Genomic DNA, 26428 nt, shown 5'->3' on the forward strand with positions numbered 1-26428 from the left:
TCTTATACCCTAAACTCTCTCGAGTTCCATTTAACGTCTTCTAAATCAGCTACTGTCATTTCGAAGACGAGAACTTTCTTACCATTTACTCGTGTGTTCTTAACGATAGTCGTGATGTTAAAGTCTTTTGTTGAAGCCTCTACACCTTTAATCACATCATTTAATAGCCACTCTCTAGATCCAACCGTTACTTTAGAACCAAAGTCACTTGAATCAAGAGACACTCCAGGAATCTCTGCAGTTAAAACGAATTTCTTACTTTTTCTAGAAATCGCAACATTAGCAAGACTTTCATTCTGTTTGAGATCTTGGATAGCGATAATCGCCTTTAATGCTTTATCAAAGATATTTTTAACACTACTTACTGGCGCATAAATATAGAGATCATTGGCACTTCCAACATCTGCAAAATCGAGATACTGTTTACCACTCATATTGAATTGTGCTGCCATTAAGTCATCAAGAATATCAAGTGAGTTTACTTTCAACTTATCTAGAGAAGCTTTTCTCACGCTTCCAATTTTAGTAAGAAGAATTGAATCAAATTTATAAAGCCAACATAGTGTTTGCCCCGTTGCCTTATCAACTGTTGTCTGAACAGAGTAATCGCAAGTTACATCGCCAATAAATTTATAGAGATTGTGTTGACCACGAAGTGCCTTTTCTTTTTTAAAGTTCTTTGCAAAAAACTCATCCCATTTTAGCTTGTGAAATTCAACTTTCCTGAAATTAGATTTAAACTCATCATTAGCAAATGTTATTCTTCCTGCACGATCAAATCGTGCTACAGAAATATTTTCTAGTTCATTAAGAGAAGTTTCATAAGATCTTTTCACACGACTTGAAACGACCTTTCCCCAGTCTTTATTTTCAAGCTCTTCATTTTCAATTTTAAGCTTTCTATTTCTGAAGGCCATAAGACCTGCAAAACCTAAACTCGCTAGACCTAGCGCCATTACAGCATAGTTAAAGAAACTTCCCATCTGGCTTCTTGATAAACGATTCTCAAGTGAATCAATCTTCGCAGCAAGCTTCATTTTATCCACTTGATTCGACTTAACTGTCGTATTATACCAATTCGTTTGAAAAGCAGTCGCCATAAAACTCTTATAACGATCCTCGATTTCTCTAAATGAAGTTACATCTCTTTTAAGTCCTGAAACCTGACTCATCAATGGAAGTTTTATACTTTCGCTTACACGAACTTTCATAAGAGTTCTATCGATTGCAGTCAAAAGTGATGACAGTCCCTCAATTCCAGTTTTTGTTAAAAGCGAGTGTTCCTGAAGGTGTTCAGCAGTATCTGAAAGAAGAGATCCAATACTTGCTGTTGCTTTATTTTGAGTTTTTCCAATCTCATCAATAACCATCAATGATTTTTTTCTCAAATTAACAGATCTTTCAATCATCTTATTTGACTCATACTTCACTCTCTTTGCCATTTTTTCGCTAAGTGAAGACTTTTCTAAATAAGCTGGGACATTATTAATATATGACTTTGTATCTAAACTGATTAAGTCTTTATCATGCTGGTTCATCCAATCACCGGCACTTTTTGAAAAAGACATTTGCGTTAACAGTAAAGAAATTGCAATAAAACTAGCGAACTTCAAGTGATTTCCCCTTCTTATTTTCATTTTTCTTTTCTTCCTTATAACCAGCATGATCAAGTTTCATGTATATTGACTCAAACTTCATAACCATCTCATTCTGCTGTTCAATTTCACGACAGATAAACTTGAGGTTTCTATCGAAGCGATCTTTTAAATGATCTTTTAACTTATGTGACGATTTATAGAGCGATTCTCTTTTCAGCATATCAAGATCGCTAATATCAAATGAAAGCTCCATTCTAAATGTCGTATCATTCACTTTTAACTTAAGTTTATTTGATCTCGAGTTAACAAACTGAAACAAGTTGCCTAGCTTGAATAGGAAAACATCCATCTGATTCATAAAATGTAACTGATTTTTCTTTGTTAAACAGTCACTGACAGAAAGATTGAGAGAACCGTTTCCTTTATTTAAGTGACGAGAGATTTTTTTGTGGAGATCTTTAAAGAAAATGTCCCTTTCTTCAATTGTCAGTGAATTTCTCACCTTTGCACCGACATAGACAATTTCTTCATCAATACAAATCGACTTATAGTTATTTTCATTAACTAATGACTCTAATTCATCGTACTTGTCTTTTAATCTCATAATGTTCTCGCCAATTAATTGTACGTTAATCTTATTCCGTACATTTTATGCTCGTTACTAAAATCACTTATTGATACGGAAGTTAGTTCAACAGATTCGTAGAAGAATCCTAGTCCCCAACTTTTATAAATTTCAAAACGTGTCTCCGCCATGATTTTTGAACCATCGAGCGGTACACTCTCTCCTTCTCCGGCAATGTCGGACGAAGCAATGAAAGCTTTTTTAAAATCAACTTCGAGTGAAAAAACTCGATTGAAAATTTGCCTAAAAAAGCGTCCACCTATTCCGGCCCACAGAATATTATTTGTATATTCCTGAAAGTCTTCCCCCCTCTTTCCTAGAGATACGAATCCAAGTGTTTCGTATTCAAGCGATGGACTAGCAAAGAGCGAATAGTCATATAGATTAAAATTATAATTTCCATAAATAGACAAACGGGCCGGAACAGCATACTCATCTTCACTAATAACTTTAGAAATCACTCCTCCATATTGAAAGTGCTGATCCCATTCTTTAATTTGAGCGATGGCATTGATTTTAAGAGCAATTCTCTTGATTGAAGTTTCTGTTTCAACAATACCGTCAACAGGAAGGTTAACCTGCGTAATTACTGTTTCGTCTTCTTGTCCTATGGAAAAATTATACTTACTAAGCCAAGTCAAATGACTAACAGGCTCACGTTTTTCACTTGCAACAGATTTTCTAAGATCTAAGTTCGGTGCCTCAAATTTTTGAATCGTTGGTTTATTTTTCTTAGGCTTTATCTTTTCTTTCTCTTTGGCGACTTTAGCCTTTTTTTCTCTCTCTTTTGCATTAAAGACTTTCTCACTCTCTTCTTCTTGAGGAGTATCCTCTTGTGCAACTTCGTCTTTATCCCTCTTGGTAACAGGTCTAGGCGTTTTAGCTTTTACCTGTCTTTTCTTTAAAGGAATGACTTTTGGCTCAATCAATTTTTCTTCTTTCTCATCAAAATACTGTCCAAACAGAAGTTTATACATAAGAATTCGTGCACGAAATTGAACTTTACTTCGCTTTACAAACTTCTCTTGAACGAAGTTGATAATCTCATTTGTAGGTCTTTCATAGAGAGAAAAAGTGATGTTCATTTGATCGTTTGGAAGCTTCTTTGAATCAACAACAATCTCAAACCAAGTGATCCCCTCTTTATTTTCTCTATTTACTTTTCCAAGTGAAATTTCAAATATCTTGGCACTGAAAATCGCTTCGTAAGCACTCTTACGGATATAAGTTGTCTCACTTGTGCTCATATCTTCTACTCCACTCATATTAAGTGTAATGAGATGCTTTTGAGCAAAAGCGGTAATTGAAAACATGAATAGGGATAGTACTATTAGTCTACTAATCATATAAGCATATTATCAAGTATTCGCACTTGCTTCTACGCTAGGCAATATTGGGCGATTTTAGTCAAATCAGGTCAACAAAATTAAAGAACTTCAAAGTGAAGTTTTCATTTCTTAGTGATTTATAAGATAAAAGGGAAAAATATTCTGGCTTGAAAATATCGAGAGGGATCACCCCTCTCGATATCTACTTTATTGAATTGTATAACAACGAGCGTGCGAACTTAAAATCTCTGGGTCAGAATAAATCGTTGAATTTGGTGGATAGTCACGTCCATCACTCCCTCTAATTATTGGAAGAGTATTACATGAACAATCACCACAAGATTTAATATAGTATCTAAAATTGGTATTATCAGTTCCTGTCTTATTCGAACAGTTGAAATCAGAGAATACTGCCGCAATATCTACAGGAGTATCTGAAACCCAGTGTGGTGAGTATTGATAGAGGTAATCACTTCCCTCTTCTGTTGCATCGATAAGATCATAGATTTCATTAGTGATAAGTCTTTTAGTAATAGAGACGTCTCCACCATTTCTAGAAATCTGAAGTCTTGCATTATTACAGGCAGTCGTCGCTTCATCTTTACTCATAAAACTATCGCCATCCAGATCAGTTGTGAATCTATCTATAATTGCCCTTAGTGCATAATTATAAAAATGATTATCACTCGGTACAACGATTTCACGTACTCCTAGGTTACTATCTGATAGATATTCAGTTCCCGTAGGTGTAGATCTCTTTGCGACAATTTTAAAATAGTAATATTTATTAGAATTCAAACCTGTAATAGTTGCAGTTGTTCCTGTCGTGTCGACAAAACTCAAGTTACTAGAGTTAAAAATATTGGATAGTACATTCGATCCAGCAGCATAGAATACTCGATAGCCAGTTATCGCACCCCATGCAGAGTTCTGTGGAGAAAATGCGTCCCAAGAAAAAGTAATCGTCCCATCACTAGATGATGAAACATTGGAAATATCTGTTCCAGGAAAGTTTGATCTGTTCGGTTCAACAAATCCTTTCAAGTGAAAGTAGAAAGTTGATGTCGATGTTCTCTTACTATTGTAGTAAGTAAGGCCAGCATAGCCCTGCCCACTTGGAATATCTCCACCAAGAATACTCGAATCAAATGACTTTCTAATGTTTAATCGACATTGTGCGACTGTATCACTATTAAATCCTTTTTCATCTATTGGAACAGAACCATCGAATTCGTCATCCCCATAGAAACAAGCTCTATTGGCATCGATATCAATTCCATTAGTATTGTAAATCTGTATCCAGTCTCCCGTTGTCGGAACTTCAGCAGTAGCATCACCAACAAACGTTCGATACTGAGCAAGAAGAGAAGCTTTCTCTTCAGAACTATTCACCAGATTTACCCCATTTGTTGCGACAACCTGATTAGGATAATCATTTAACAATGGGTGGCTAGCGTCGTCATAGAAACCAAGGTTAATTGGATACGAATCAGAAATAATATTATTATTCTCATCATAGATACTTTCTGAAGTCGTATTGTTAATGGCAAGTATCGCTGGATCAGCTGCTTCAAACTCTATTTTGAAACCTTTTTTAGTAAAGAGTCCTGTTAAGTTATTCACAGGCCCTTGATCATAGGAAACATAGGCATAGCGAGTTGTTTTAAGTGGTTCATTAACACTTGCTAAAAATTGGATATCAACAGTACAGGTCTGTCCTGGATTAAGAGTTACGTTGTTACATGTTGTTGAGCTAACTGTGTATCCAGCACCATTAGCATCAGTGTCGACCACATCACGAACAAGTTTTGTTAAATGAAAGCGTACATTTAAAATAGGAAACGCTCCACTATTAGTGAAAGTAAAACGTTTCTTATCATAAACACCAGAACCACGAATCCCCTCAAATCGAACGACTTCACTCTCATTTGCACCGTGAAAGTAAGTATTTAAAGTTGAAGAAGTTGGATTGTAAACTTCATCAACTGTTTGTGTAGACGTATTAAAAGAGGTCGTAAAAGTATTAAGCTGCGCTGTAATTTCACCCGTATTAGCAGGAAGAACATCGAAGATAATGGCATTTGTTAAGCCGACAGTATCTGGTGTTAAAGTTAAATTATTCCAATCACTCACAGTATGTCTTCCATTTTGAAAGGCAAATGTATGAATAGTAAAAGGCTGGCCAAATTGGGTTGGCGTAATATCAAATTCAATTCGCTCTTGTGAACCAAAGGCTGTTAATGTTGGAGTCACACGAGTAATCTGATTTGAGCCATTTGTATTAAAAGTATCCACAACAGGAGTAATATTATTATTTCCAGTATTTCTTAAAGTGTAGGAGACACGATGAGTTCCAGAGCCTATTTTGAAGGCACCCATATAATAGGTATAATCGAGACCAGGGTTAAAAATTCCGGCCATCATAGCATAATTGACAGTATCGGCCCAATGACTGGCTGGAGCACGACCACGAGTATTTCCATAGTCCATAAACATTGGAGGAATAAATCCACCATTGACAGGGTTCCCCCACTCGCTCCCCGTTGGAGTTACAGTTGGTAAATTAAAACTTTCACGATAAATCGCAGCAGAAACAACAGGCAGAGGATAATAAGGAATCGCCTCACCTTCTTGTCTGTAATTGACGGCTAAATTAAAATTACCAGAAGTACCACCACCAATAGCTTGCTGATTTCCATAACCAGAAATATCAGGAGTATAGCCATTAACAGCATCGGCAATACCGTCACCATCATAATACTCTAGAGAAAAAGACCAACTGGCATTTGGATTTAAATATTCCCAACGGTCTTGTGGATTATCTGACTGATAAAAATTTCGATCCCACTCAGGGTTTGTTGTATTATAAAACCCTCGAGCTCTTAAATCATTACTTTTAAGATTATACTGAACCGTCAAGCTACATACTTCACCTGGATCGAGAACAGAAGGCTGATTTGATCCCATATTTGTCGGCTGATTAGTTCCATCAAAATCAATTAATTCAAAACAATCTTTGTCAGCACCATTTTCTCCACCTGGTCTATCAATAAATTGAAATGGAAAAACATCAAGTGGATTAGGATAGGTAATTCGTCCATTTCCTCCACCAATATAAGGGATTCCCCCCGTACCAACGTTTTCAATCATAACATGGTAAAAGTCGGTGTTTCCGGCCACTTTATTTCCAATATCCCCTTGGGCCTGTGGAGTTGTTCTAAAAACGAGATACCCCTTTCTCACAAGAAGAGCCTGAAGAGTAACATTGATCACCTGATCAGGAACAGGAGACATGTCATCATTAAAAGTTGCACCATTTCTATAAGTAAGTGTAAAAGTTTTCTGTCTCGCGGCCGTATTATCAAACATTAAACCGTTTTCAATATCACTTGCATTTGCTCCACTTGCTGCAACAGGAGCTAAATGAAAACGAAGTGAACAAGATCCATCAACTCTATTTAAAACACTACAACCCGTGTGACTTACGTTTTGATAGTAAGAGTTAAAGTTTCTAGAAGTATCTGTTACAGTTTGAACAGGTGAAGAAGAATCTGTAATAGAAACAATCGATGCTTCATGACCACCAGTATTGCTAAAATCTATCTGAACTTGTTCTCTATAGGCATCAGAAGAAATCAGCGAGATTCTTCCAAGGTCAAATAGCTGTGCATTTTGTGTAGAAGTTGGTTCAGCGTTATAGTCTGTATTAGCATATACAAAACCGTTTACAGATAAGTCTGCGGCACTTCTATAAGTTGCTTGATCAACATCAAAAAGCTCTTCTGCGACAACTCCAGTGTCGGGATGAGAGCGATAACCACGAATATCAACCTGACTTTTCCAAGTAGTATCGAAAACTACGAAAAAATCCCATCCATTGAAATTGCCATTAGTCGTTAACTGATTTGAAGGGTGAAAAGTCACTCTAAAATTACATGATTCACCTTCACCATCAGCTCCACCAGCAACAACTTTTAATGAAGTATCAGAAAGAGAGCCATCAGAGTTTCTCGAATAATTGAGTTTTGATAAATCATTCACACAACCATCGACATCATCAATCTTATAAGGAAGGTTGAGAACACCAATTTCAGTTGAAGAGTCCGTGTATGTATTAGGGGCACGACAAGAGAGTCTTTGATCTGTCCCCTCTCTTACACAACGAGCAATTAAAGTATTGGTATTATCAACAACTTCTAAGAAGTGAATAATCCCTTCACGTTCACCTTTGTTTGTAAGACGCATATCTTTCGACTCGATATTTCCTACAACCTTAGGTTCAAAATTTAATGTTTTAAGTCCAGCACTTGCAAACTCACCACGAATCTCTTTTGATGTTGCTTGAAAATATGCTGTAAGCGTCGATGTTCCCCCGACAGGGTCACGAATATAGTCTGCTGAAATATCAAAGAGGTAATTGAGCTTATCCGTATTTCCATCCGGAGCTGAAGCAGAATAGTTTTTAGATTGGTATTCGATAATTACAGTACATGTTTCCTTAGGAGCAAGAAGCTCTGGACAATCATTTGACTTAACAATAAAAGGTTCCGACGTATGGGAACCATTTGTACTAAAACGAATTTCTTTGGCGTTTAATCCACCTGTATTAACAATAACAAGTTCATATTCTTTTTTCTCTTGAGATGTTCTCTCCAAAGAACCAAGGTTATAGTTAATTTGCTCACTTTCAAAAATAAGTGATGCCGCCTCACCTGCAAGAAGCTTTAATTCGAAATCTCTAGTTTGTCTGTTAACAAGATTTTTGTAACTGAAAAATAGTTTTTGATTAAGATCACCAGGAATCGATGGCTGATAATAGATTTTATATTCACAAGCTGTTTTAGGTGCAAGAATTCCTGTACACGATCCACCAACACCCGGGGAGAATGACTTTCCAAGCTCATTGGGATTAAATTTCATCCCAGCAGATGAATCCTCCTCATCAACAATGAGATCAAGATCTGTTAGATTGTATCTCGAATTATTCTTAACCCTTACTGTAATGATCACGGGATCACCACCAACGAGAAATTCACCTCGGTCCTCGCCACCGACAACGGTGATTTCTACAGGCTCAAAAATACCCGCATTTTTAATAACCACATTCTCCTCAGATTGAGGCTGACATGCAGATATTAATACGAGAGAGAAAATAAACAACAAACGTACCGAAAAAAACATCTTCTAGTCTCCAATCCTCACAGCACAGCGTACAGCGACATCTCGTTGCCTTTTTTGTACAGAATCTGACAACCCTTTAATGTGTGCAGAAAAACGTCCCGATCCATTAAATGTAGATGAACCAAAGTTTAGAAAAATAAGTTCCTCACCTTGTCCAACCCTCCAGAAAGCGTCACGAACAGAGAAGTCTTCCCCACTATAGTTTTTTGTGGCAGTTGTATTCGACCCGTCACCTGGGTTAATCGAATCAATATAGTTGTAAGAACCATTTAAAGTTGAAGTTACTGACGAGATCTGAGTTTGTGTTTCAACTATTTCACTGATTCCATCAGAGAGAATTTGACTCGATCCCGTTGGCATCAGGAATGTGTAATCAGCAACATCATCATTTCCATCACCATCTGGATCAGCAAGCTCTGTAGTTGAAAGTGCGCGATTATCAGCAGAGTTTGAACAAGAGTTAGACCAGCATGTTACAGGTAAGCCTACAATCGGATTAAAATAACGACCTTCTCTTGGGTCACTACTTGAAGAGGTTAATCTTGTAGCGTTATTAACTGTTGCATCGAATTTTAAAGCAAGTGTATCGTTAGCATTAAGTCTTGGCCCAAGAACATTTTGACCAAAGTCAAAGAAGAACCCATCACCATTTCTTACATAGTCAACACTCTCAGCATCAATAGGATTAGCAGCTTCAACAACACTAGTATTTACATTTCCATCAAATCTAATTGCAGGTGAGATCGATTGCCCCGCAGTATAGCTTCCACCACGAGCGGAACCAGCCTCAACAAATGAACATCGTCCAGAATCTGGTGAACGCTGAACCCAAGTTAAAAATTGAGTGTCATAATATAGGTTGTCTGCTGGAGTAAATGGAATGGAGGCACCAACGACACGGCTCGTTCCAAGAAAGGCACTATATCCAGAAAAATTACAGTGCATTTGCTCAGAAGAATATTCCATAGCATTTCCAATAATATCTTGAAGTCCATAACGACTTGTACAATTTTGCGTATTAATACTAGCTCCGTTTCCATCAAAGAAACTTGAACCAGTTGTTATAACTGGTCTGAAGGCCGTAGACCCGCCTTGTACACTATATGTCATGTTAACCTTAAAACTTTCCCCTGATCTAACTAGATTTGTACCGTCATCAATTGCTCGATCATAAGAATTACACGAACCATTAAATGTCGAACCAGATGTTACAGCAGCTGTTGTCTCCGAACCATCTTCACGATTTGTAATTTCAGTCTCACTCATACTTACCGGATGCTTAGCTGCAACAATTCCTTCAGTTCTTCTCATTAGCCTTTTACTTAATTCACCAGAAGTTCCAGAGAACGTATCGTCATCATTATTATAAAGACCTACTTCAACTTTATAAGTTGAACAAACGGCATTTGCTTGAGCTTGATTTAATCCATCAAGAGGAGGCAGCTTCGCATCGTTTGATGAGAACATACGAGCAATAGGAGTTGTGGCATCAAATCTCTGCTCAGCCGAAATAGAAAGGTTTCCAGCAGGAAGCGTGTTTTGAGTATTATCAAATAGAGCATTGTTATTCATTACCTGAGAAAGTGGAGCCGTTAGAATATCGACATCGGCAGATCCACCAGCATTATTATAAGTGAGATCATTTAAATAATTTACAGGAAACCAACGGCTAGTTATCTGACCAACGTTTACAGCATTATCCTGAGTAGGAATATTTATGTGGCAACGAGATGGACCAATAGCGCTATCTTTCATTCTTAAATTTGTATTTGAGAAGTTTGCATTCGTTGAACCTCCTGCTCGTAAGCGTGCAGCAGCTCTATTATAAGTAGAACTACCAATGTAAGTTCTATTATAATAAACAGCACCGAACTCCCCTTGAGTTTGAAGGGCCGCTGCGGAGTTAGAATCTGTTCTAAAGAAGTCATAGAAATTCTCATAGAGATTGTTAGCATCAGTACAATCAGTTAAATTGATGCCAGCACCACCCACTCCAGGTGTAAAAATACGATGAAATGTATAGGTTCCCGTACCACTACAAGCTGCTGAGCCTGCATAAATCTCTTTATAAGCCTCACCAATACAATCCCCTACGCGATAGTCTGTACGATCAGTATAAGTTGTTCCATCAGCAGGATGATTTGTTCCAGAAGTATCTTGAGTGCGCGATGCCGTAGATGTCATCAGACACCCTTTGAACTTCGATCCAGAATCAGCAGTTCCATTAAACTGTAGAGATGATCCAGAAGTAAATGTACTATTTAGATTTGCATAATCGCCTCTAGTATAATCACAACCAAGTTCATAACGGTCAATTAGAAGATCGGAACCAAAATCATAGACAGTTGAGCCTATCGACCAAGGAGAAGAAAGACCACGAGCCCCAACACCATTCCAAGTACAAGTATAGTATTGTCTTAAATCAGTATCGATTGTTTTTCCAAGTTCACGACAAACCTGTCTATTGGCCATAAACCTTTTAACAAGGGCCATATTTTCAGGAGGGAGAACGACTTTAATAATATGTTGAGGATTAGTCGTCTCTCTTTCATAAGTTAGTTCTGTATTATTAAAGACAGGAACAACTTTATAATAATAAGTTCTCGCTCTATTAACATTAGTATTCGTTCCCATTGTAGGCTGCTTTACTGAATAGTCAGTAAAAACAACAGCATCATAAGTTTCAAGAGTATCGTTTGCTCTTGCTCGCTCTGAATAAGAAGATGCGACAAGAAGTCCACTATTTGAAAAAGTTTGAAAAGTGTAAGCACTATCCGTTAAATCAATCCAGTTCTTCTTACCATCATCAGAACGATATACACGATAACCATAGGCACGTTGGTTTTTATTAACACCACTTGTTTCATAGGTACTAATAAGCTGATTCATAGATGTCGCTCCACTATTGAAGAGAACATCTTTCCAAGCGAAACGAATTATTCCGTTATTTGAGTATTGGTGCATTTCCGTGACATTTACATCAGCGTCCTTTTTACCGTAAACACCATTGAATGGTACGGAACTAGCAATATTTCCAAATTGATTAGAAAATGTAGTTGTAGGTCCATAATTTCCACCAAAGTAATCTTGAACTTCTACTTCAATTGGAGTCCCTTGATCATTTAATGTTTCAAAGAGATAAGTTTTTTGACCAATCCCATTTCCATCAATGAGCTTATCGACACGTCCATCACCCTTTGGACCAACAGCAAAGACATCTACCCACTCTTGAAAGCGAGGTACAGGTCTTGGAATTGTACACGACTGAATATTAACGTTGTATTCAGAATATTTCTTAGTTGTATCATCGATGTATGAAAGAACACCGTAGAGATACTTTCTACCAGGAAGTAGATTTGGAATACGATAAGATCTTGTTGTCTTAGAAAGATTATCCGTACTCGAATATCCAGCAGCACCAGCAACAGCTTCACTGAATCTAAAAGGAGTTCCATCATCTTCCTTCCAGAAGACTTCGAAACGGTTATAAATACCCGCAGTAGGAGCTTGCCATGAAACATCGAGAAAATCTGTTCCCGTAGAACAAGCTTGAGTCGCACCAGGGAAATCAACAATATTTGGAACTTTAATTTCTAAAGTTTTACACTTAACAATCGCCGCTGCTAAGTTTCTTCTAACAAAATTATTCGTTTCAATAACAGGAATAGCACCAAAGCAGTAAATCTGATCAGACTGAGTTGCACCAGCAGCAAAGAAATTTCCTCTAACTTTAACACTTTCAAAAGACTTATACTGAGTGCTCGAAGTTGGTGACTGAGTTAATCGAGTCAGTCCATTACAATTAGATTTCGATGTTGAACTTGCGACATTGTAATCAAGACGAACAGGACTTGTATCATCAAGGTTTTCATAACAATAGAGTTCAAACTTATTTAAGTAACCAGCAGATACAACTGGAGCATCGAAGGCAATTTCGATTTCATCAAGTCTATTCTCATCTGTAGGATCATTAATATTAAGAACCCCAGAAAATGGAGCAAGAGAAGGTGTTACTCTGTAGTTAATACTAGAACCTAAAATTCTTGAATCCTTACCACAACCCACATCACGACAAGCCGCGATATTAATTTTGTAATAGGCATAACTCTCTAATCCAGAAAGATTTAGAAAGTCGTTAGATGAATTAACCTGAAGAGATGTGTATGTATTGTTATTATCAGTGTTATCAAGATAAGTTTTATCTAGCTCTGGAGTACTATCAAAAATAGAAGCATCATCAGAAGGTTCACCAACTTTTCTATAGTAAACATAGTATTCACTAAATGGACCATTTGCGGCATCCCATCGAATATCAACAGACGTTAAGGCCTGATCCCCAGCAGGTGTTACAAGATTCACGGAGTCAGCATTCCAGTAAAAAACATCATTTCCACTTAGAGTTGAAGCCGCGAGAACAAAATTATTTGTCTCTCTTTGATAAGATGTGATCGTCTCACTATAGTCAACAAAACCTTGATGAATTGCTCTTACATTGAAGTAATACTTCGTTCCAGGATTGAGGTTTGCAATCTCAACACTCGAAATTGAAGCCGGTCTTGGATTGGTCATATAATCACTTGGAAAGTAATCTCTCTGTACTGCTTGGTTTCCATCATCTAAGAGATCTTGTGGTGTTCCATTTACTGATGAAATATAACGAACTTCATAAGCAACAGGATCTGTTTCTGGAAGGTTAATAATTCGACCAGAACTTTGAGCTGGAATCCATTCAACTTTAACTGTTGTACGCCCACTAGCTCCACTCAATGGAGCCGCTCGAGAAATCCCACCAAAGATAGCTGTATTATTTGTTAACGTTTTAGCAAAGAGAGTTTTATTATTATTACTTTCTTCACCAGTTTTAGAGTTCGCTACACCAACTCCAAAACTATATTCAGTGTTTGTTCTTAAATTTTCTACAACATATTGGTAGTTACCAGATTGATTAATGACAAGTGAGTCCCCTTTAATTTCTAAAGGAGTTAATGAATTGTTCACATAAATCTTGTAAGTAAGATCCTGCGGATTACCTGACGCTGGTAAAAAACTTACTTCAATTTTATCATTAGCAATACCGACTGCTTTTACAATCCCTGAAAAGCTGATCTCTTTCGATCCATAACTCGCATTCTTTGTTGATTGAGGGTTCTTATCCTCAACCGTACCAACGCAAGAAGCAAATAGAGCTAATAACAATACAACACTTATGACTTTCATCTTAATTCACCGTAACTGAGAAAATGTTAGTATTAATCTGTGAGTAAATGTTGTCGTTAGAATAGTAAGTTAATACTCCCAATTGATAAGTCCCAGCACTAGGGAATGGTAAAGTATAACTTGTCTCTCCGTAGTCAACTTCTACTCTAATATAATTTGCATCGCCTCCCATGGCGTCGCTAAATGAAAATGTTCCATTCGTCGTTCTGACAAAGACAACGAATTTGTCATAAATTCCACCTGATGGCGTTTGCCAAAAGATAGAGAATGAATTGGTACTTGGATCAGGGTTTGATGCCGAGATAGCACCGCCAAACTCATCAAGAGTTGGCGCTAAGACCTGAGGGTTCGCACAAACAGTTCTTTCATTTGATCTGTTGATTGAGACAGAACCATCTTCCCAAACATATGGAAGTAAAGAAAAACAATAAGTGGCCGCACCAGTCGTATCAACTCCTCGTACAGAAACCTCAGTATCATTTACAAAATCAAAGGTTCCAGCAACAAGTGAACTAGAGTTCGCCACAGTTGGGTGATTCAGGAAAACATTATTTGTTATCGGACTTCCAGCAGAACCTTTTGCTTCAACAATAAGTCCATCGACAACACCTGAAGTAATATCAGGTGGGTCAAATCTTAGATAAACTTCATCTAGGGCCCAGCTATTTTTAGGATTATCAATTGCAATAATACCACCAAAATTTGCTAACCCTGGGTCAGTCTTATAAGGAGGTGCTGATGTATATTCAAGCGAAGTCGAAGACTCACAGGCAGCTGTCGTACAAATGACAACATAGATATCGTAATCAGTATAAGGAGTTAAGTCGGTAATCGTTGTAGAACTTGCTGTATAGATAAGCTTCTTACAAGAGTAAGCATTATCTCCTGTTTCAACACCGTCACAAACATTATCTCTTGTCGTGCGATAAGACGCCCAAGTACCACCTTCAGATCTTTTTTTGTAATAAACTCTATAATGATCAATTGGCCCTTGAGCAGGGTCCCATTCGAGATTGAACGAATAAAGACCAGCTGAACCACTTCCCGCAGAAATGACTAAGTCCTTTAAATCGACATCAATTGCGGAGAGGTCTTCACTTAAAGTCGAAACGAGAGCGTAGTTAGAGTTCTCTTCTTTTTTATAACCAGCATCAGCACTATTAGTAATGTATCCTTGGTTAATTGCTCTTACTCTTACGTAGTACTTTGTTCCCGGTTGAAGACCGTTAACTTGGTGAGAAACCTTATCACCGTCAACTAACTCAACTTTTCTTAGAGGGATAACGAAAGTTGGGTCATCAAAAGCAACGGGCGTAAGAGAGTCGGCATCAAGGAGAACAATCTCATATTGAGAAACGTCTCTATCATCAGGAGAAGCAACAGAACCATACTTTGGTGCTCCGGCCCAGTTAACAATAAGGGCCGTTCTTCCATCTGCTCCAGGAAGATTTTCAACAGTTGTTACACCGTAGAAATGTGATGTAGGGTTTCTAAATGTTGATGCGAGAAATTTTGCATCATTGGCACTTTTAGCCCCAGTCTTATTATCAATCGCCTGAACACTGAAAACATATTTGGTATCAATTTTTAAACCATCAATTGTGTACTTTAGAAAACCTCTGTAGTCAGGTCTTATTGAAGCTCCTGTTACAGTCACAGGCACTGTCGCACCGTCATAGTTAATTACATAAGTCACATCTCTAGGATCAGTATTGGCCGGAAAAAAGAAAACATCGATTTTGTCATTGGCAATAGGCACGGCCTTTTGAATTCCTTCAAAGCTTAGAATGGAACCACCAACGGACACACCCTTGGATGTTGACGGATTTAAATCCTCAACCGTTCCCACACATGAGACTAAAGAAAAGGCCATAAATAGGATTAACAAATTTAGTTGCTTCAAGATATTTCCCTCATAAATAAGAATATCTACTTATTCGTATTCACTATCTTAAATCGGTTTTTTTGGTGGATTCTTGAAGTAAAGGCCTCTATATGTGAAAGGATTTTATATAATCCAATATTTTTAATGACTTACAAGAAAGCATAATTCTTAAGAGGGAAATTTTTGACCATAACTCTTGAAACATTTCTTCAATTTATCCATCAATTTAAAGTTTTATAGCCACAAATCGTTGTGCTTTAGAAAAAAAGAAATAAATTACGAGAATTTATAAAGAATTCAATTATCTTCCCGATATATGTAGCGAAAAGCATTCAATACACGGAGGACAATGTGAATATATTTTCTTTGATTGGATTAATCCTATCTGCTGCAGTTCTATTTGCAGGACTTAGGCTTTCTTCATCTGACTTAAAAATCTTTTTTGACGGCCCATCACTTTTTATTGTTCTTGGTGGAACATTTGCTGCAGCTTCAGTGGCCTTTCAATTAAATAAACTTGGTTCTCTTTTCAAAATCTTTTTTAGCAATTTCCTGAAAGGGAAAATGGTCGATACAGCATCGGTCATCAAAGATATTATGAAAATCTGTGAAGCCTACCGCTCCGGCGAAGCTCTTGAAAGTCTTGTTTCTAAAGCAGAAGATCCATTCCTAAAAGAGGCCATGGAGATGATTGGAGATGGTGTTCTAGAGAAAGATAAAATTATCGATATTCTTAGACAACGAGCAGACCAAATGAGCTTAATCAGAACAGTAGATGTAAAAAAGATTAAGTCTCTTGGGAAATTTCCACCAGCTTTTGGAATGATGGGAACGACTATTGGAATGATCGTACTTCTAGCAAACCTTGGTGGTGCTGATGCCATGAAGTCTATTGGTCCGGCCATGGGAGTTTGTCTTATTACAACTCTCTACGGTGTTATTATCGCTAACCTTGTCGTTATTCCAATTGGCGAAAACGTAGAAGAAATCACACGTCAGATGGAAGTTAAAGATGAAATTATTTTAGAAGGTGTAAAGCATATTCTAAAAAAATCTAACCCAATTCTCGTTGCAGAAGAACTTAACTCGTTCCTTGTTCCAGAAGAAAGATTAGATTGGAAAAACGCCACAGCTTAAGGACTAGAGAATGGCAAAGAAACAACAACAAGAAGAAGAAAATGGAGATGCGTGGTTAGTAAGTTATGCGGATATGATGACGCTTATTGCGTGTTTCTTTATCCTCATGATGGCCTTTGCTAACTATGATCCAGCTGGCTTTAATAAAAAAGCAAAAGAGCTTTCAAAGGCCTTCAATAAAGGACAATTTAAAAGTTCTGATATTAAGCTCTCTGAAATTTCAGAAGAAATTGCAAGACACCCAGAACTTAAAAAGAAAGCAAAGATTACGCTTACAGATTCTGAACTCGCAATTACTTTTTCAAGTAGTATTCTCTTTGACAAAAAGAGTGCAGACTTAAGTGATGAGATTCTTCCTGCTCTTGATACTCTTATTGATATTATCCGAACGAGAGATCCATCCTTTAAAGTTATCATCGAAGGTCATAGTGATGCCTTTGAACATAGAGAACTTGTAAATGTAAATTCCTCTTGGGAATTAGCGGCACTTAGATCTTCAAGAGTACTAGCAAGATTCGAATACTTCGGTTTCAACCCACAAAAACTTGTTGCACTTACAAAAGGTGATACTCAACCTCTTGCTCCAAATGCAAATGATAAGGGTGAGCCGATTGAAGAAAACCTCGCAATCAATAGAAGAGTTGTGATTAAAGTTGTTGAACCAAAAACAGAAGCGAAAAAGATTAAATTTGGACTAGGTATTTATTTCGATGAATAATTTTAACAAACTTTTGAAATTTCTTTTCGTCTTTATTACCTTCAGTTTTGGCGGAACGTATCTCTATAACAAATTTGTTTCAACTGAAGCAGATCTTTATATGAAGAGATATTCTGACTCAGCAATTAGAAAGAATTGTCCTAGTGATAGTGAGAAAATCTACTATCAAGAGTGCTTTAGAAGAGATATTGGAAAAGTTATGTCCTTGGCATCACCAAGAGATATTCCGAAGATCTTTGATGCACTTAATGGCTTGAGAAAAAGAGACGAGTTTCAAGCAAAAGAAGGATTTGAATTAGCTTTCTCCAAACTCCTCTATTTTGAAAACACAGTTATTCTTTTGGGCCATCTTTCAGAAATACAAGTGAGTCGAAACGGCATTACATTTTTAGATATTGTTCTCATTCCTTTTCTTGGCCCCTATGTAAAAAAAGAAGTTGCCAAGATAAAGGCAGATTTCTCTCTATTTGAAAATCAATCAGACTCTTTAATGAGCAATCCAGAACTAAAGAATAGATTTGAACAAATACAAAGAAAAATTAATTCGATAGAAACGAGTAAAATAGAACTGCAACAGCAGTGAGGATGTCCTATGAGTAATCTAGCAGAAAAAAGAAATGAATTCTATGACCTTTATGAGCTCTCAACTGATCTTAAAGATTCAATTGAACAGTTCAAAGAGATTCAGTCCAAATTCGATTTCTCCTCACTAGAAGGTTTAAAAAAACTAGACTCCTTAGATCGACTCGATCATCTTGAAGAACTAGAGAAACTTCAAGTTCTCTCGGGATTGAAAGACCTCTCTATGCTTGAAGGATTACAAGAGCTAACAAAACTAGAAAATCTAAAAAATCTAACTCATCTTGAAAAACTTTCAGTCATGGAAAAGCTCGAGCAACTAGAGAAACTGACAAGCCTCGAGAAGCTCGACTCTCTTGAGAATTTAAAAGATCTCGTTGAACTTGGAAAACTTGATCAACTTTCACTTCTTGAAAACCTTGATGCTCTTAATAACCTTGGACAGCTCCTAGAACTAGAAAAGCTAGATAATCTTCAAGAACTACAAAATTTATCAAATCTAAAGTCTTTAAAGAAGCTTGAACTAATTCCTGCCCTTAAAGAAGACCTTGATATTGCAATTGAAGGTTTCAACAGACTCAAAGAACTCAAGGCCTTAACAAATCTTAGCTTTCTTACTCGTCTTGATTCTCTTGAAAACCTTGTTCAACTTGAAAATCTTAGCAAATTAGATAATCTAGAAAAGCTAGATAACCTAGAGAGTTTGAATCATCTTGAAAAGCTCTCCCTTCTCGTTCAGCTAGAGAAAATTGACGGTTTAACAGAGCTTGATCGTCTTGATAAATTCTATGAAACTCTTGAAAAAGAAGGGCATAAATTTGAAAAGCTTAAACACCTCGACAGACTCGAAGATTTAGATAAACTCGATAATCTGCAAGAGTTAAAAAAACTTCTCAAGCTAGATCGACTAGAAAACCTTTCAATGCTTTCTAACCTCGATAAACTCGCAGGGATGGAGCACTTAACAGAGCTTAAGCATCTCGTTGAATTAAAAGATCTTGGAAAACTAGAACAACTTAAAAAACTCGAATCTCTTAATAACCTTAACTCACTAGAGAATCTACAAGAGCTTGCACAATTAGAAAAGCTTGCTCAACTAAAAGAGTCTCTCACAAGTGATGAGTGGAAAGTACTTGATAAACTCGATAAACTTGATCTACTCGAAAAGAAGAAGGCCTTATTCATTGGATCTTTCTTTTTGAATTTTGGCCTAGAATTTGTAAAAACAGTGGCCGTGGCAGGAATCATTCTCTTTTTTGTACTCACTCAAATTAATAACGATCAACTGACAAGATTATTAACTGCTGTGAATATGGATAGTTCTGCGGACATCAATCTCAGCCTTCCAATTCTCAATAAAACAACGACAGGTGATGTTTTTGAAAGTTATTATACGAAAGTAAAAGATTCAGCGATCAGCAAGATTGCCCTTATTTTTGATCATCACAATGAACGAGACCTCTATGCTGTTTACGATGATTTGAATTATGTTAGAGGACTTAAATTCTCTGCTAGTGATGGTAAGAATCTTGAGGCAGAGCTCTCTCCTATTTATACGAAGGCATTAAATCAAGCTAAAATTACTTTTGATGACATGACAGAAACACTCTCTGCAAATAACCAAGATAATATGGAACGAGTTGCAAAAATTAAGCAGCTTAATTACCTCTTCTTTAATGGTAGATGCAAAGATACTTTAAAAGGAACAAGAGATTGGGCATCTATCATTGATGATAAGAGTTACATAAAACTAGCTCAAGTTATCTCTCTTGATTGTATGTACAACAAGGGAGAATTAAAATCGTCAAATCAACTGAGAAAACTTGTCTCACTCTAAAAAATTTAATATTTATTTTTCCTAATAATCCAAAGTTAAATATCGATAATCAGAGGAAGTCATAAGACTTTCTCTGATTATCAATAAATATTACCTACCTTTAAATAATTAAATTTTGCATAATCTCCTTGTATAGGAGTTATTATGGAAGACACAACAATACTCGAAAAGATAATGGAAGTTAGGCCTAAGGCCATCGTTAAATTTCTCTATAAAACGGGTGATTCATTTTCAAATCATTTGGCCCTAACTGATGACTTCAGCTCCGTCTCATTTAATCTCACTCGCACAGAACTTATCGAAAAATTAGAATCCTTAAATAAAGAAGAGATCGATGAAAAGCCAAGAGATATTATAAAATTCCTCATTCTCCGCTACAAAAAAGATCGCGATGATCTCATTAAACTTCAAAAGCTCACTAAGGCCTACAAACAACGAGTAGATGCAAGAAATCATGATCAGATTGGTATTTCAGAACTTCCATTCTTTGAAACAATTCAAGAATACCGCTTTAAAAAAGTTCCTAACCCGCTTGATCTTCATGAACTTTCACTCGTTCAAGAACTAATTGAAGCCCTTGATACAGGAGTACTTATTGCACTTGAGGAATACATCAAAGGCGTGGAAGTTTGAAAACTAGCCTCAAGTAAGTCTTCAATAGGAAGAATGTGATAATCTTCACTCTCCATCCTCTTAGAAGTAATCCATTTATATTTTTCATGTTCGAGTAGATTGAACTCTTCTGGATCTATGCAGGTAATCTGCCCTCTCACATCAAATTTTCCGCTACAAATGCAATCTTCTAAATTCTTTATTGGAACGACTCCTGCTAATGACCAAAAGAGAATGAGAACAGGTAACTCTAGTAATTTAAATTCTTCATTTCCAAGCTCTAGCAATCTTTCATCATCAAAGCAAAGGACGTATCGACGCATAGGAATTTGAATCTGCATTGAGCGAGTAATGAAATTATTTTTTTCCTTTAAAACTTTTCCTCTTTTTCCTAGACCAATAATATCCACTCCAGGAATTCCCTTAGTTGTATATCCAAAGAGATCAATAACGTTTCTCTTTCCAAACGATGGCACAATAGACTTTAAACACGCTTGCATACTTCACCTCCAGTGAAGTAACGAAGCAAAGACTAATCAATTTAAAAAGATTGAAACTCTTAATTTATGTCATGCTATAAAATATCTATTTCAGTTTTTGATCTTGTTCTAATGAGTAATAGCAATTGAGTTGCTTATCCACGAGAGAAGCATGGTTTAGACTTAGCCCTCGGGCCATAATATTTTTCAACCTTAAACATCCATCATTGGCCTTCTGACAAAGTTTTTCATCTCTTTTGTCACATTGAAGCTTGATTCTAAGAATTTGAGCATACTCACAAAGAACAAGTTTGTTCTTTCTATCAACTTTTGCTCTTAAAAGTCCCTGCTTTTTTTCATTATCACAGTAGAGATTGGTATCGACAGACCTTCCCATACAATCGAGAGTTTTAGAGTTAATAACATCAATGATCAGATTGTTCTTATAGCCAGAAAAACTACAGACTTTTTCAAAGGAATGTTTTGTTTGAAAAAAGCCCTGAGGTAAATAAGACGAAATCTTAGCTACCGCAGGGCCTATTGAAATTAAAAGAATAAAGAAGATTTTTACGATGGGAAGAGTCCTCTCAGTCTCATCGCTCTTTCGAGTCTTCTAAAGGCACAAATGAATGCTGCTTTTTTCATATCAACATCATATTCTTTGTGTGCTTCATAAACATTTTCGAAAGAATCTTTAAGAATGTTGTGAAGTCTCTTATTGATTTCATCAAGATCCCAGAAGAAATTCTGAAGTCCTTGAACCCATTCAAAGTAAGAAACAATAACACCACCAGCGTTACAAAGAATATCAGGAATAATGAATCCACCCTTTGCAGAGATAATTTCAATCGCTTCCTTAGTTAGAGGTCCGTTGGCACCTTCAGCAACAATCTTTGCTTTTACATTGTCAGCGTTTTTCTTAGTTACAACACCGTCAATCGCTGCTGGAATAAGAACATCAACATCTAGAGCTAGAAGCTCTTCGTTTGAAATAAGTTGAACACCAGGAAGATCCTTAAGGAACTTTCTTCTACTAGTCCACTCAACAGCTTTATCAATATCTAGACCCTCAGGATCATAGATAGCTCCTGAAACGTCAGAAACAGCTACAATTTTTGCACCTTGTGCTTTTAGATCTTGAGCTGCTGGAATAGCAACTTTACCAAAACCATGAATTGCAACTTTCATCTCTGGTCCAACAGTCATATTTAGTTTCTGAGCTGCGAAGTTAACACAGAAAGCAACACCTTTACCTGTCGCCTCAGCACGTCCTAGAGAACCACCAACAGTAATTGGCTTCCCTGTAACGATACCAGGAACTGTATAACCTTTTAGCTGAGAATAAGTATCCATGAACCAGGCCATAGTTTGTCCATCAGTTCCAATATCTGGAGCTGGGATGTCACTATTTGGTCCGATAACCATACTAATTTCTGTAGCAAATCTTCTTGTCAGAGACTGAAGCTCCTGACGAGAAAGTTCGTTTGGATCTACACAGATACCACCCTTTGCTCCACCAAGAGGTAGACCAACAAGCGCACACTTAAAAGTCATAAGCATAGCTAGGGCCGCTGTTTCAGATAGATCAACTTTAGGGTGGTAACGTAGCCCCCCCTTACCTGGTCCAAGAGTCATGTTGTGTTGAACTCTGTAACCTTGAAATGTTTTTACTGTCCCGTCATCTAGTCTAATTGGAACTGCAACTTGAAGGGCCCTTTTAGGGTATTTTAGCCTTTCAAGAATGTTTGGATCCAACCCCATTACCTCAGAAGCAGTCTCTAAGATTTTAAGGGAATCTTTGTATAACGGACTTTCGAATAGACTCATAAGTCGCTCCCACTTAAGCATTTACAACATACATATAGACTAATTTACTGCTAAAATTTTCTGATGGATAGGGGAAAATATCCTACCGGTTACTTTTTGAAGACGCACAACAAAAAAGGCGAAGAAATCTCCGCCTAATTTTATTGATGAATGGTGGTCATTTAATTTACTAAAATGGTTTGTTAAAAAGGAGCTCAACTTTCTTATCAGCTGGTCCAGAAAAGAGAAGGTCTTTATCAGACTGTGTCGAACTAACTCGACCAATCGTGTTGCTCCAAAGTTCCTTATCAACATAAGCAACCCACTCTCCCTCATTAACATTGTAATAAGTTTTTGCTTCGAGCTTGGCCTTATCAAAACGCTTCCCCATTTCAAGCTTAACTTTTCCTGTTAATGAAACAGTTGTCTTATTATCAAAATAAGGATTATCGACAAAAATAAATGTTTTTCCCTGAAGAACTCTCGCCTTTACTTTTAATTTCACATTACTGGCGATAGCAACATTTGTCTGAGGTTTTAAAGATTTTTGAATCTGTCCAACACGGTGAAGAGTACTTCCCTCTTTGGCCTGCTTCACTTCTCCAGAAACTCTCTTATCAAGATATTTTAAAATCTTTTGATTCACATATTTAACTCTATCCTCACGATCTTTAATATCGTAGAGACCAGTCGTATCGAGGTTCCAGTTTTTTGCATATTCATTTGTTTCGTCCCATCTTTGAAGAGTGTTTCTCATATCAACGAGAACTCCCGCTCTATCTTCTACAAAGACATATTCAAGAACACTTTTCTTTCTCTCTGGAATCGTTTGAACCTCTACATTTGGAACGTAGTTATCTGGGCTTCTGTCTTGAACTTTATAATTAGGATTGAATGATTTGAGTAACTCGATATTCTTGTCCCCAGCAAAACATGCAGATGGTGCAATTGAGACAATAAAAGACCCAAGACATACATACTGTCTAAACTTTCGACACAGTGTAAATTTTTTTGTCTTATTATCCATCGTTTACTCCCCTATTTACGATCATTTGTTCTCTCTCACGTAAATAGAGTGCAAGCGTGATGCCAGCTCTAGTATTTTATCAACTTTTAGACATTTCCATCGCCGGCCGGAAGGATTTTCACTATTTTCGGGGTGAAAGTAAGAAATTAAAAGGCTTTTGGACAAAATCCCAGTCAGAATGTCCATTGGCCGAGTAAAAGGCTAAGGCTTCTTCTTATAGAATTCGCTTAAAATCTCTCTCACTTTGGAATCTTCAAGGCAAGAGCGATAATTTTCAACGCTCTTCTTATTGGCTATTGAAAGAAAGAAATCTCCCTCATGGCACTTTTTAATGTTCTTTTCTTTGAAGTTTTCAAGCTTTGAAAAGAGAAAGGAAAAGCGATAAAGACCGGTCAAACCAAGATTACTTTGATTAAAAAGTACGCCCTTTTGAGAGCGGTTAATAAGAAAATTCTCTTTTTGACCTATGCGGTTTATCGTTGTCATCTTATAGGTTATTCCCTCTATTGCATTTGCTGAAAGCGAGATCATTGATAAAAAGAAAATTATTTTTTTAATTCCCACAATACTCTCCACTTGGAGCACAACCAAAATTGCTCGCGATATCTGGATTTTTCATAAACATATCTTTCACGCGACATTTATGGCTTTGATGAGGACTTTCATTTGTATCATAGAATACACTTTCAATTTTTTGCCAAAGAGACTTTTCGACTTTATCAAACTTCACTTCGCAGGCCTTTGGTAGAGCTTGATTTGTTTTTTCAAATTCCAAATCATCACATGCAGCAGAAGCGAAAAAAGAAATTCCTTCAAAAGTTTTCTCTCTTCTTTGAGCTAGTGGTAATTCTTTCATTCTCTTGGCCAAAACTTTTGAAGCGAGAAGATCACTAAAGACCTCCCCTCCTTCAGCATGATAACCCTGCATGATTGTACAATGTCTTAAAAGCTCAAATGATCTAGGGTCATTTAATTTCTTTTTGGATATTTCTAGTTCATCCATAACAAATGGGGTCATAAAATCTTTCGCCTGTTTTTCCAAGTAACGATGCCCTTCATTGAGATAGGCCTTAACATAATGCTTAGGGTTTGTTCGAATATTTGTTGTTCCATACTTCTCTAAACACTGTACCTCGTCTTTAAAGATTGATTCACTGGCCGTAAACCCTGGACTCATATTTGGTTTAAAGCCGAGACGCTTATTTCCACCATAGTGATGATACAAGTCTACATCGAGAAAATAAGCAACATCATCATCTTCAAGATCACCACCATAATCACGATTATCATAACTTTCGATATCTTTTACCTTGGCACTCATTAAAGGTGCGATCAGAGAACAAGGATCGATAGAGTGAGCAAGTTCGTGGGCAACAACTGTTGCAATCATTTCAGTTGGAGTACTCATTAGCTGAGGACAAATTTGTATGCTATGTCTGTTAGGCATATATGAAGCATTTGGAGAAAAACAATCTGTTGTTCCTAAAAACTCGATAAAGTTTTTCTTCTCATAACGAATCGTTTTTAATCTCTCTAGAACAACTTCGTACGAAGGATTCTTCTTGTCATAGGACTTCTCAACAATTTCAATTAAATCTTTTTTTACATCTTTAAAAATATTTATTGTTCTCTGTTCCTTACGATCATATTCATCGTTTAACTCTTCCATAATCTCTAGAGGAAGTGGCATTAACTCCAATAGAAAGGGCTTATTTGAGACAAATTGCATCCTTTGACTTTTTGGAAGAGCTAGAAATTCCTTTCTCTTTTGATTTATTAGTTCTCTTTCATAATTCAACCAAGACCTTTGGTTTTTCACCAATTTTTTAAATTCTTCAACAGGAATTTCAGGAGCATATCGTCTAGCTTTTTGAACAATAGCATCATCACTCATACTATCGTTCATTATATCTCCAATAATAAAACCTTGAACTTTAGCTATGTATGTATTGTGAATATTCATATCAACTACGGACATTTCTGGTTCAGGAGTTTTTAAAATTGTGGCACAATTAAAAATCTCTTTTCTTACTTCATCGCTTTTCAAACTCATGACCTTCTCGCCTTTAGAGTTTTGATAAAGAGTTAGTCCCCCTTCATTTTTTTTAAAAACGCGACAGAGTTTTTTCCAATCACAAGTATTTGTAGGTTTATTTTTAAAGTGCGCTCTCTTTTTAAAATTAATCTTAGCAAGATCATTACAAGTAATATCGGCAGGAGGAGTTAACTCCAGGGCCTCCATCATTTGCGAGAAAGTATTCATTGGATCAGTTTGAATATCGTAGAGCATCTCTTCTTGAGAATAAGTCGAGAAAATTGTGAAAAATAACGGGATTAAAAGATACTTCATAGCTAATTTATCGGTAAAACTATGAAATAAATAAAAAAAAGAGGCCCGA

17 protein-coding genes are annotated in these 26428 nt (G+C 36.7%); 5 read left to right on the plus strand and 12 right to left on the minus strand.

The annotated features are described in order from the left end of the window. Nucleotides 1-2: 2 nt before the first annotated feature. The 6 genes from HBN50_RS14100 to HBN50_RS14125 form a co-directional block, all read right to left on the minus strand. Nucleotides 3-1637, minus strand: a complete 1635-nt coding sequence (locus HBN50_RS14100) for a hypothetical protein (RefSeq protein WP_273871053.1) — start codon at nt 1635-1637, stop codon at nt 3-5. Further along, the gene (locus HBN50_RS14105) at nt 1600-2202 is read right to left on the minus strand and encodes a hypothetical protein (protein WP_273871055.1); all 603 of its coding nucleotides are present in this window, start codon (nt 2200-2202) and stop codon (nt 1600-1602) included. The genes HBN50_RS14100 and HBN50_RS14105 overlap by 38 nt, the downstream gene beginning before the upstream one ends. Before the next feature lie 14 nt (nt 2203-2216). Continuing rightward, nucleotides 2217-3569: a hypothetical protein gene (locus tag HBN50_RS14110; protein WP_273871056.1), complete on the minus strand. Its 1353-nt coding sequence runs from the start codon at nt 3567-3569 to the stop codon at nt 2217-2219. 189 nt (nt 3570-3758) lie between these two features. After that, entirely contained in the window at nt 3759-8654 is a 4896-nt protein-coding gene (locus tag HBN50_RS14115; RefSeq protein ID WP_273871057.1) for a hypothetical protein, read from the minus strand. An 81-nt stretch (nt 8655-8735) separates the two neighbouring features. Further along, nucleotides 8736-13949 carry a fibronectin type III domain-containing protein gene (locus tag HBN50_RS14120; protein ID WP_273871058.1) on the minus strand — a complete coding sequence of 1738 codons (5214 nt, stop codon included), beginning with the start codon at nt 13947-13949 and terminating at the stop codon, nt 8736-8738. Nucleotide 13950: 1 nt separating this feature from the next. Further along, a complete protein-coding gene (locus HBN50_RS14125) occupies nt 13951-15822 on the minus strand; it encodes a fibronectin type III domain-containing protein (protein WP_273871060.1) in 1872 nt (623 codons plus the stop codon). Between the two features lie 363 nt (nt 15823-16185). Here HBN50_RS14125 and HBN50_RS14130 point away from each other — a divergent pair, with 363 nt between their 5' ends. The 5 genes from HBN50_RS14130 to HBN50_RS14150 all read left to right on the plus strand — a co-directional run bounded on the left by HBN50_RS14130 (nt 16186) and on the right by HBN50_RS14150 (nt 20738). Next, nucleotides 16186-16971 carry a motility protein A gene (locus tag HBN50_RS14130; RefSeq protein WP_273871062.1) on the plus strand — a complete coding sequence of 262 codons (786 nt, stop codon included), beginning with the start codon at nt 16186-16188 and terminating at the stop codon, nt 16969-16971. Between the two features lie 10 nt (nt 16972-16981). Next, nucleotides 16982-17689: an OmpA/MotB family protein gene (locus HBN50_RS14135; RefSeq protein WP_273871064.1), complete on the plus strand. Its 708-nt coding sequence runs from the start codon at nt 16982-16984 to the stop codon at nt 17687-17689. A 13-nt stretch (nt 17690-17702) separates the two neighbouring features. After that, nucleotides 17703-18272, plus strand: a complete 570-nt coding sequence (locus HBN50_RS14140) for a hypothetical protein (protein WP_273871065.1) — start codon at nt 17703-17705, stop codon at nt 18270-18272. Between the two features lie 9 nt (nt 18273-18281). Beyond that, nucleotides 18282-20105, plus strand: a complete 1824-nt coding sequence (locus HBN50_RS14145; protein ID WP_273871071.1) for a hypothetical protein — start codon at nt 18282-18284, stop codon at nt 20103-20105. A gap of 144 nt (nt 20106-20249) precedes the next feature. Beyond that, nucleotides 20250-20738, plus strand: coding sequence for a hypothetical protein (locus tag HBN50_RS14150; protein WP_273871073.1), 489 nt, complete (start codon nt 20250-20252; stop codon nt 20736-20738). Here the strand turns inward: HBN50_RS14150 and HBN50_RS14155 are convergent. The 6 genes from HBN50_RS14155 to HBN50_RS14180 all read right to left on the minus strand — a co-directional run bounded on the left by HBN50_RS14155 (nt 20663) and on the right by HBN50_RS14180 (nt 26379). Further along, nucleotides 20663-21217, minus strand: a complete 555-nt coding sequence (locus HBN50_RS14155; protein WP_273871076.1) for a hypothetical protein — start codon at nt 21215-21217, stop codon at nt 20663-20665. The genes HBN50_RS14150 and HBN50_RS14155 overlap by 76 nt on opposite strands. A gap of 85 nt (nt 21218-21302) precedes the next feature. Beyond that, complete coding sequence (locus tag HBN50_RS14160) at nt 21303-21593, minus strand: hypothetical protein (protein ID WP_273871077.1); 291 nt, start codon at nt 21591-21593, stop codon at nt 21303-21305. A gap of 170 nt (nt 21594-21763) precedes the next feature. After that, a complete protein-coding gene (locus HBN50_RS14165) occupies nt 21764-23023 on the minus strand; it encodes a Glu/Leu/Phe/Val family dehydrogenase (RefSeq protein WP_273871080.1) in 1260 nt (419 codons plus the stop codon). 169 nt (nt 23024-23192) lie between these two features. Beyond that, nucleotides 23193-24029, minus strand: coding sequence for a hypothetical protein (locus HBN50_RS14170; protein WP_273871081.1), 837 nt, complete (start codon nt 24027-24029; stop codon nt 23193-23195). Nucleotides 24030-24230: 201 nt separating this feature from the next. Continuing rightward, nucleotides 24231-24593: a hypothetical protein gene (locus HBN50_RS14175; protein ID WP_273871083.1), complete on the minus strand. Its 363-nt coding sequence runs from the start codon at nt 24591-24593 to the stop codon at nt 24231-24233. Then, nucleotides 24583-26379 (minus strand): DUF45 domain-containing protein, encoded by a 1797-nt coding sequence (locus HBN50_RS14180; RefSeq protein ID WP_273871085.1) that lies wholly within the window; start codon nt 26377-26379, stop codon nt 24583-24585. Before HBN50_RS14180 ends, HBN50_RS14175 begins: the two co-directional genes overlap by 11 nt. Nucleotides 26380-26428: the final 49 nt, after the last annotated feature.

The sequence above is a fragment of the Halobacteriovorax sp. GB3 genome (genome assembly GCF_028649655.1).
Taxonomy (GTDB): Bacteria; Bdellovibrionota; Bacteriovoracia; order Bacteriovoracales; family Bacteriovoracaceae; genus BSW11-IV.

Excerpts from the sequence above, each read along its gene's own strand:
- HBN50_RS14155 (WP_273871076.1), bottom strand. The coding sequence starts at position 21,217 with ATGCAAGCGTGTTTAAAGTCTATTGTGCCATCGTTTGGAAAGAGAAAC.
- HBN50_RS14150 (WP_273871073.1), top strand. The coding sequence starts at position 20,250 with ATGGAAGACACAACAATACTCGAAAAGATAATGGAAGTTAGGCCTAAG.
- HBN50_RS14125 (WP_273871060.1), bottom strand. The coding sequence starts at position 15,822 with ATGGCCTTTTCTTTAGTCTCATGTGTGGGAACGGTTGAGGATTTAAAT.
- HBN50_RS14165 (WP_273871080.1), bottom strand. The coding sequence starts at position 23,023 with ATGAGTCTATTCGAAAGTCCGTTATACAAAGATTCCCTTAAAATCTTA.
- HBN50_RS14110 (WP_273871056.1), bottom strand. The coding sequence starts at position 3,569 with ATGATTAGTAGACTAATAGTACTATCCCTATTCATGTTTTCAATTACC.
- HBN50_RS14160 (WP_273871077.1), bottom strand. The coding sequence starts at position 21,593 with ATGGGAAGGTCTGTCGATACCAATCTCTACTGTGATAATGAAAAAAAG.
- HBN50_RS14120 (WP_273871058.1), bottom strand. The coding sequence starts at position 13,949 with ATGAAAGTCATAAGTGTTGTATTGTTATTAGCTCTATTTGCTTCTTGC.
- HBN50_RS14170 (WP_273871081.1), bottom strand. The coding sequence starts at position 24,029 with ATGGATAATAAGACAAAAAAATTTACACTGTGTCGAAAGTTTAGACAG.
- HBN50_RS14100 (WP_273871053.1), bottom strand. The coding sequence starts at position 1,637 with ATGAAAATAAGAAGGGGAAATCACTTGAAGTTCGCTAGTTTTATTGCA.
- HBN50_RS14135 (WP_273871064.1), top strand. The coding sequence starts at position 16,982 with ATGGCAAAGAAACAACAACAAGAAGAAGAAAATGGAGATGCGTGGTTA.
- HBN50_RS14105 (WP_273871055.1), bottom strand. The coding sequence starts at position 2,202 with ATGAGATTAAAAGACAAGTACGATGAATTAGAGTCATTAGTTAATGAA.
- HBN50_RS14180 (WP_273871085.1), bottom strand. The coding sequence starts at position 26,379 with ATGAAGTATCTTTTAATCCCGTTATTTTTCACAATTTTCTCGACTTAT.
- HBN50_RS14145 (WP_273871071.1), top strand. The coding sequence starts at position 18,282 with ATGAGTAATCTAGCAGAAAAAAGAAATGAATTCTATGACCTTTATGAG.